Source organism: Microcoleus sp. T2B6, assembly GCF_036700475.1.
Lineage (GTDB): Bacteria > Cyanobacteriota > Cyanobacteriia > Cyanobacteriales > Microcoleaceae > Microcoleus.
This window is the reverse complement of the sequence record NZ_JAUBOZ010000092.1, coordinates 22,025-30,047: the sequence shown is the minus strand read 5'-3', so window position 1 is coordinate 30,047 and position 8,023 is coordinate 22,025. Positions and strand designations below refer to the sequence as shown.

11 protein-coding genes are annotated in these 8,023 nt (G+C 45.1%); 1 reads left to right on the top strand and 10 read right to left on the bottom strand.

Annotated elements, in window-relative coordinates; all coding sequences use genetic code 11:
- Window positions 1-114: 114 nt before the first annotated feature.
- The 10 genes from QUA00_RS28635 to QUA00_RS28590 all read right to left on the bottom strand — a co-directional run bounded on the left by QUA00_RS28635 (window position 115) and on the right by QUA00_RS28590 (window position 6,998).
- Complete coding sequence (locus QUA00_RS28635) at window positions 115-888, bottom strand: class II aldolase/adducin family protein (protein WP_333262849.1); 774 nt, start codon at window positions 886-888, stop codon at window positions 115-117.
- Window positions 889-1,006: 118 nt separating this feature from the next.
- Window positions 1,007-1,339, bottom strand: a complete 333-nt coding sequence (locus QUA00_RS28630; RefSeq protein ID WP_333411959.1) for a hypothetical protein — start codon at window positions 1,337-1,339, stop codon at window positions 1,007-1,009.
- A gap of 28 nt (window positions 1,340-1,367) precedes the next feature.
- Window positions 1,368-2,801, bottom strand: a complete 1,434-nt coding sequence (locus tag QUA00_RS28625) for a transposase (protein ID WP_333411958.1) — start codon at window positions 2,799-2,801, stop codon at window positions 1,368-1,370.
- A gap of 173 nt (window positions 2,802-2,974) precedes the next feature.
- Window positions 2,975-3,355, bottom strand: a complete 381-nt coding sequence (locus tag QUA00_RS28620) for a hypothetical protein (RefSeq protein ID WP_333411957.1) — start codon at window positions 3,353-3,355, stop codon at window positions 2,975-2,977.
- Window positions 3,356-3,535: 180 nt separating this feature from the next.
- On the bottom strand, window positions 3,536-4,792 hold the full coding sequence (locus tag QUA00_RS28615) for an NAD(P)/FAD-dependent oxidoreductase (RefSeq protein ID WP_333411956.1): 1,257 nt from the start codon (window positions 4,790-4,792) through the stop codon (window positions 3,536-3,538).
- A gap of 24 nt (window positions 4,793-4,816) precedes the next feature.
- Window positions 4,817-4,975 carry a rubredoxin gene (gene rd / locus QUA00_RS28610; protein ID WP_333411955.1) on the bottom strand — a complete coding sequence of 53 codons (159 nt, stop codon included), beginning with the start codon at window positions 4,973-4,975 and terminating at the stop codon, window positions 4,817-4,819.
- A 419-nt stretch (window positions 4,976-5,394) separates the two neighbouring features.
- Window positions 5,395-6,162 (bottom strand): ChaB family protein, encoded by a 768-nt coding sequence (locus QUA00_RS28605; RefSeq protein ID WP_333411954.1) that lies wholly within the window; start codon window positions 6,160-6,162, stop codon window positions 5,395-5,397.
- Entirely contained in the window at window positions 6,159-6,287 is a 129-nt protein-coding gene (locus tag QUA00_RS28600) for a hypothetical protein (RefSeq protein ID WP_333411953.1), read from the bottom strand. The genes QUA00_RS28605 and QUA00_RS28600 overlap by 4 nt, the downstream gene beginning before the upstream one ends.
- 49 nt (window positions 6,288-6,336) lie before the next feature.
- Window positions 6,337-6,708, bottom strand: a complete 372-nt coding sequence (locus tag QUA00_RS28595; RefSeq protein WP_333411952.1) for a DUF5615 family PIN-like protein — start codon at window positions 6,706-6,708, stop codon at window positions 6,337-6,339.
- Window positions 6,705-6,998, bottom strand: coding sequence for a DUF433 domain-containing protein (locus QUA00_RS28590; RefSeq protein WP_333411951.1), 294 nt, complete (start codon window positions 6,996-6,998; stop codon window positions 6,705-6,707). Before QUA00_RS28590 ends, QUA00_RS28595 begins: the two co-directional genes overlap by 4 nt.
- Window positions 6,999-7,331: 333 nt before the next feature.
- On the opposite strand from QUA00_RS28590, the gene QUA00_RS28585 reads away from it, so the two are divergent.
- Window positions 7,332-8,021 (top strand): polysaccharide deacetylase family protein, encoded by a 690-nt coding sequence (locus tag QUA00_RS28585; protein WP_333280004.1) that lies wholly within the window; start codon window positions 7,332-7,334, stop codon window positions 8,019-8,021.
- Window positions 8,022-8,023: the final 2 nt, after the last annotated feature.

Below are 8,023 nucleotides of genomic sequence, written 5' to 3'. Positions count from 1 at the left end.
TACTTAAACGGCTTAATTGGTAATCAGGTAAAACCTGCATGAGTATAATTGCTCACTGCAAAAGTGACATGCTCCCACTGTGTTTGTGTAATAGCGGTTGAAACCGCCGAGTTTCTAATCTAATAAGTCGGGTTCCCGACGCACTATCATGTCATAAAGCGGTTGAAAGCTAAACCATCCCATACGGTGAGACCCTACTTGCTGCTGTGTTAAACGCGCACATTCTGGCTTGATGAGAATTGGTTTTCCCGCTGCTTCGGCCATTAACTGCGCTTGACAAGAACGTTCCATTGCAATAAACCACCAAGCGGCTTCATCTACTGTTTGACCTACTGTTAACAGTCCGTGATTTTGTAAGATAATAGCTTTTTTCTCACCTAAAGTTTTGGCTATGCGTTTAGCTTCTTCGATTTCCAAAACAACTCCGGTGTAATCGTCAAATAAAGCTTGGTCTTCATAAAAAGAACAAGCATCTTGCGTCAGCGGGTCAAGCAGGCGGCCCAAACTCGACCAACTTTTGCCGTAGGGAGAATGAGCGTGGGCTGCTGCGATTACGTCGGGGCGGGCGCTGTGGACTTGGGAATGAATGGCAAATGCTGCTTCGTTTACGGGTTTATTTCCTTCAACAACTTCGCCTTTGTGGTTGACTAAAATTAGGTCGCTGACTCGAATTAAACTAAAGTGCATTCCAAAAGAATTGACCCAGAAATGGTCGAGGTGTTCGGGGTCGCGGACGGTGATATGTCCGGCAATTCCTTCGCTGAATCCGAAGCGGGCAAATAATCGAAATGCGGCGGCTAAACGCTGTTTGCGGTGGCGGCGTTCTTCTTCAATTGAGTTGAATGTTGGGGGTTGAAAAGTGACTTTGGGGATTTTTATTGCAACCATAGATTTGGGAATTGGGCATTGGCCAAACAGGGCATGGGGCATTGTTGACTGTTAACCGTTGACTGTTGACTGTTGACTGTTAACTGTTAACTAATGACTACTGACTAATGACTACTGACTACTGACTACTGACTTTATCTTCGCTGAGACGCAAGCCTGCGATGTTTTTGCAGTCAAAGGTGGCGTTGTTGCCGGGGCGACGTTCTATTAATTCGATGATTTGTCCGGCGGGGTTTTGCAGAAACCACTGGGTTAATGAGCCGTAGTCTAGAGGGCGCTCTGATAGCGGTTTAAAGTTTTTATTTTGCCATATTTTAGCAGCATTCTGCACGTTTTCGACTCGAAGCGCGACGTGGTGAACTGCTTCTAATCCTCTTTCTTGCTGAAAGCGGTTTTTTTGGTCGCCCGCTGCGTGGGGCGCATCTAATACTACTAAGCCGCCGGCTGGCATCAATAAGGTCAGTGAACTAACCTGACGGTCAACTGAGTACAGTTATACCGCAGGCTTCTTTTTCCTTTTTTGCAAAGGCTTTTTTGAGTGACGGAGTTCCCCCGCCACTTTCGTAACTCAGACCAATCTTTCTAATAAGTTTAGCTGAGTTTTCATCTCGATCCAATGATTCCCCACATTGACAGGAATGCCACCGCTCCGATAATTCTTTCGGAACTTTATTTAGGCAGTTCCAGCAATGTTGAGAAGTTCCCTTCGGATCAACAAACAAAACGCTTTTACCCAATTTCCAGGCGACATATTTTAGGACGCTGGCGAACTGCCCATGAGCAGCATCAAGCATGGATTTATTCAAGCCACTTTTAGCTGATTGACCGTTGGGCAAATAAACCAAATTACCACTCTCAGTATCTGTTTTAGGTTTGGCGCGTCTAGTCAGATTTTTGACGCTCAAATCTTCAACAACTAAAACTTCACATTTCCCGAATAGATCATGTGCCGTTTTAAATTGAAAATCTAATCTAGCTCGGGCTACGAACTGATGAAGTCTAGAAATTCTGTCCTTGATAACTTTCCAAGGCTTAGAACCATTAACTCTTTTAGCTAGCTTCGCTTGAAGTCTTGCCAGCTTCTGGGCAGACTTCCTCAAGAATCTAGGATTCTTAACTCTTTCGCCATTAGAAATATCAACGTAATTAGTTATTCCTAAATCTATACCAACAGTGTTTTCATCAGTCGGTTGAATTTCTGCAACCGTTACAGGAACCGTCTTATCTTCTAGCGTCAGGGAAATATACCACCCATCCGCTTCTCTAATAACGCTCCCCATCTTAACCTTGAAGCCCGTTGGTATTGGACGATGAAAAACCATAGGTACTTGACCTATCTTTGCGAGGCGAATGCAAATCCTATTTTGCTCATCCTTGACAATATCTAAGTTGTCTAATTGAGGATAAGTGAAGGATTTATAGTAGTGAAGCCCCTTAAACTTGGGTTGACCCCTACGATTGCCATTTTTATCGGGTGTGGTGAAATTTGAGAAGGAAGTTTCCACTCTGTTGACGACATCTTGCAAGACCTGTGAATCCAACACTTTATAATCAGGGAATAACTTTTTAGTGTTTTTGAGGTCAGCCAGTTGTATCGTCTGCCACTGTACATATCCGCCTTCAATGTTCGAGAAAACGTCGCCTTTCTTAGTCAAAGGATTACCCGATTCATCCTTTTTTCTACCATCCCTAGTCTGCACTCTCGTCAAAGGAATGTTTTGATAAATCTCTTCAACAGGGACTATCGAAACAATCAAGGGACAGGCGTTGACGGGCGTTCTCGTGGCTGACCACCACCTAAATCTTTCGCCAAGTCGGTAGTTGTACTGCCGACGACAGAGTTCTAGATGAGCCACAATTGTTGCCAATTGGGCTTTTGTGGGTTTGAGGCGGTATTTGTATGTTAGTTGCATTGGAAATTTCTTTTTTCGACCTACTTTAATGTACCATTTTTTCGATTTAATAGTTAGAGAAAGTACATCGAAGTTAAAGGTACTCGCAATGTCTAATTGTCGGTTTCCGTACCTACACCCGACGAGCCTTTCATCACGCGGGCGTAATTCATTCGGGGTACTTCGCGTAGCGCTCAGATGCGTCCCCTCTGAATATACCGAGGGACTTCCCGGCTGGTAGTTAAATGCAGCCACAAATCGGAGGGAACATTAATGTTTTCCGCACAAAAGTTAATTGGGAACAAGTCTGGGCCTTCGACAATTTTGGCACCGAAGGGGCGGAAAGATGCGGCGTAGTTTTCTAGTTCGGTTCGGCTGGGAAATGTGATGACAAAGTGGTCGATCGCAACTTGTTCGTCGTACAGGTGTGTTTCAAACGTCCAGGTTGTTAAAAATTCGGGAGTGATAAATTTGGGGTTGAATTCCAGCAAGCCATTTTTTTCGATGAAAGGTGAGTCAAAATGGCCCTCAAGGTTGCGATCGAACTTTAGGGTTTTTAGATTCAAGTTTTTCATGTATCTCACCCGATGTTGAAGGACGCAAAACTGCGAATTTTGTCTACAAGCTGAATTTGACACACATTTGGTGCGCCTTCAGTCAAAAATAACACAAAATTTAATACAGGCAAGCCGATCGCGCGATCGCAACTCCCAAACCTTTACAAAGCAAGTATTCCCCAATCTAAAATCTACAATCTACAATCTACAATCGGATGGTTTGCCGATCGCGTTTCCGGCCAACCACGCCGTAGTCCAGGCACTTTGGAAGTTGAAACCGCCCGTCACCCCGTCGATATCCAAGATTTCCCCAGCAAAGAAAAGTCCGGGACAGCGGCGGCTTTCCATTGTCTTAAAATCGACTTCTTTGAGGTTGACACCGCCGCAGGTGACGAATTCTTCTTTAAATGCCCCTTTTCCGGCAATCTGATATTCGCCTTGAACGAGTTCTAGCAGGAGGCGATCGAGGATTTTATTCGATAAGTCAGCCCAGCGTTTTTGCTCATCAATGCCGATCGAACTTGTCAAACGTTCCCAGAGGCGGCGCGGCACCGGAAAGGGACAGCTAGAGACAATCAATCGGTGCGACAACTGCGACTTAACTGCTAGCAGTTGCTGCCGCAAAACTTCCGCATTGTACTGGGGAAGCCAATTAATCAGGACAGAGGTTTTATAATGGCGATCGTGCAAAAATCTCGCACCCCAAGCCGAAAGTTTTAGTACAGCAGGCCCGCTTAAACCCCAGTGAGTAATTAGCAAAGGCCCGCTTTGTTCTAATTTAGCTCCCGGCAATTTCACCTTAGCATTAGGAACAGAAATTCCGGCTAAATCTTTGATTCTGCTGTCGGAAATATTAAAAGTAAATAGAGAAGGAACGGGCAGTTCTACAGTATTACCTAACTCTTTTGCCCACTTATAACCCGAAGGGTTGCTGCCTGTAGCGAGAAGAATGCGATCGCACTTAAAACTCTCCCCCGACTTCAACTCAATTTCAAATGTAGGGGCGGTGCCCCCGTGCCCGCCCTCCAATGTTAATTTCTTTACTGAAACTACTGCATCGCCGGTGCGAATTTTAACGCCTGCATCCTCAGCAGCCCGGATCAAACAGTTAACAATTGTCGCCGAATCGTCTGTAATCGGAAACATTCGCCCGTCTTCTTCTGTTTTCAACTTCACACCGTGACCGGCAAACCATTCTACAGTATCGCGGGGTTGAAATCGAGTAAAAGCACCGCGCAGAGCTTTCCCTCCTCTGGGGTAATTCTGCACTAAAACACCGGGGTCAAAACAAGCGTGAGTCACATTGCAGCGCCCGCCGCCAGAGATGCGAACTTTTGCCAGGAGTTGCCGGCCAGCTTCTAGTAAAGTGACGCGGACCTGCGGGTAGGTTGTGGCACAGGTAATTGCACTAAAAAAACCTGCTGCACCGCCGCCGATAACTGTAATTTTGAGCATTCGATCGGACAAATTATTTCTCGCTTATTCTGGTTCAAAATCGGATTTTGCCGCCCCGCAAGTGGGACAAACCCAATCGTCGGGGATATCTTCAAAGGCAGTACCGGGATCTATGCCTCCGTCGGGATCGCCTACTTCTGGATCGTAGACGTAATTGCAAACTGTACAAAGGTATTTTTGCATTTGCTTAACTCAATTTTTTTTTGTAAGCCTATAGATTGTACTGGACAACGCAACCTAGTGCAATACCAATTTCCCAACGTAATGCGACTTTCGGCCATTCCCAAATTATTATTAAAAATTAAATTTTGCACAGTTATAAAATCTCAACTATAATTAATACCAGTTCTCGGCTGGTCATCCAACAATCATGAGTGTTGGGTTTGTTTCCTGAAAGAGTGTATGCACCGGTGCGTCGCTGCGATATAGTCGCTCTTTTTTGGTATTAGTGAATAGCGACGCACCCTACAGCTACTGTTGCATGACTTTTTAGAATTGCTATAAGTCTTGCACAAATCTCAAATCTAAAATCGTCAAAGCCTCCAAAACCGCAGTTCTAGAGGCTTGATTGTATTTTTTATTAGTTTACTGTGATGGGAAGACTAGACTTTTGCTAAAGGCTTAGTCCAAACGCCGCTTTCATCTTCTTCGTATTGCTGGTGAATGGCGTCCCAAGCGGTGTGTTCCGCTTGTATCGAGTCGTTGCTTTCGTCAAATGCGGCGTTGTAGGATTCCATAAAGGTTTTTTGAGCGGCTTCCGACAGGTGCGATCGCACTTCTGGAGATAAGTCTGCCGGACTATTGCAGCGACCTTTAACGGCGCGCGGCAGCGTCATTTCGCTAACTGAAACTTCTTCGCCACCTGCACTTTCTAGCAAGAGTTGAAATTCGCCCGAACGGTCGGCGGCGACTTCTGCCATCACGAGAAATTCGCCTGCTTCAACGCGGGTTTGATAGATAGTTGCTTTGTCTTCGGGCATTCCCACAGCGACTAAAGCGGAAACAAGACCCGCACCGGCCGAACCTGCGATCGCGCCGCTAGCTGCACCCAACAGTACCGCACCCAGCGGGCCCGCCGAGACTACTGCACCGACAAAGGGAATAAACAGCACGCCGACGCCTGTTAGCAAACCCAAAAAAGAACCGAATAAGGAACCAAAAATTGCCCCGCTTCGCAGACCGCCTAAAATTACATCTTTTTTAGTAATAAAGCCGGCAATTTTAGTTTTAGATTGAAAGTTTTTTCCCATTACTGAAATGTGATCGCGGGAAACTCCGCGATCGAGCAACCGCCGAATTACACCGTCTAATTGTTCTTCTTCCTTAAATACGGCTGAAACTGTTCGTTCGGCTAAATATTCCTCGGTCATTGTTCCTCCTTGATCGTTTCTCGATTAGTTATGCTGGTTTTCAGTATAGGAGGACGCTGTAGGGCGATCGCATCGACCGCGAGATAGAGGTCGATGCGATCGGAGATAGTTTGAAGGTATATCAAAAGAGTTAAGGATTTTTTTAAGGGGCGATCGCTCATCTCTTACAGACAGTTATTCAGCTCTGATATAAGCCCCCAAATATTCTAGTTGATTTATCATTTCCTCTGCGGAATTAGCCGCAATTAAATTCAAGATTCCCCGCCACTGATCGCCTACTGAGTAACTTTGTCTAGGTACAACAATAATTCCTGAATGAGTTCTTTTTTGTTCAGCAAAAGTTCTGTGCAAACGGCAGAAATCTCCCATGTTAGAACTGTAAATGACGCGCCCTTGCTCAGTTGCCCAGATTAGCTGCTCCTCATCTGAAGAGCTAAGTTTGTTCGCGTCTGAGGTAGTCATCACCTCTACAGCAGAATTACGCAAAGATTCTACCAACGAAAGGTTGCCCGAATCTTCATCAATATACAGACGAATTTGACTCACGATAACTTACCTGCCATGTATTCAGATTCCCAATACTTGCACTCTTCGTAGTACGCTGCTATCTCCGCCTCAACTTCATCTTTATTAGCGTGATAATAAGCCAATCCGGCATAAATTTGTGCTAAGGTCAAATGCGGGAATTCTTCAGCAATTTTTTCAGGACTCATTCCTGCTTTGTAGTCAATTGCTATGCTCCGAACGGACATTCTAGTTCCTGCAATTCGCGGGTGGCCGCCGCAAGTTCCGGGCGTGCGGACAATTAGCGTTCCTATATCAACGGCAGTTGTCATATTTATCTCTATTAAATTAACTTTATTGTATTGTAACTCAAATTCTCATAGAATTGATTTTAACGCAGGAGTGTAAAACGAGCGATCGCTCCGGCATCTGCCCAACATATTTTTTTGTTCGCTGGTTGTTAATGTCTAAAAAAACGCTACACAGATACAGGTTCCAGTTCGATAAGTGTCACATAAGTTAACTCTATTTGTGTCCCATAAATACAATAATATTTAAACGCCAAGCTAGACAAAAAACAAATTTTATCTTCCTCAATTTTTAACAGCGCTCTTGATGGCGCAGTTGCACAATTTCTACCCGATCGCACTAAACAACATTAATCAATGCCATTAGCACCCCTGTTTCCTGTCGTTCATCCCATCCTCAAATCGGCTTTTCCCAGATGTCTGTGGACTGGAGATATCAACAGCCGAGAAATTGCCCTCACATTTGACGACGGGCCGCACCGTCAGCACACACCTCAATTGTTAAAAATTTTAGATAAATACGACATCAAAGCTAGTTTTTTCTGGCTGGGATTTTGCGTGGACAGGCATCCAGAAACGGCTAAAGAAGTGTACGATCGCGGACACTGGATCGGTCTCCACGGCTACCAGCATATATCGTTTCCCAAACTCAAAACCCACGAACTCAAACAAAGTTTAGAAGACACGCAGAAAGCAATTGCCAAAGCTTGCGATTTAGATCCCAAATTAATCCTGGACGTGCGGCCGCCCAACGGCATTTTTACGCCGCGAACATTAGAGTTATTGCAACAGTGGGAATATCGCCCTGTAATGTGGAGTGTTGTCCCGGAAGATTGGGTGCGGCCGGGGGTGAGGAAAGTTATTAGTCGCATCGTGCAGCAAACAGAAAACGGCTCAATTATTGTACTGCACGACGGCTATTGCGGTGGCGAAGATGTGGCAGCTTCGGCTGATAAAATAATTCCCTTGCTTTTGTACAAAGGTTACAAATTCGTGACAGTCGATCGACTGTGGGAACAGGCTAACATTCAAATACCAGGAAATTAAGT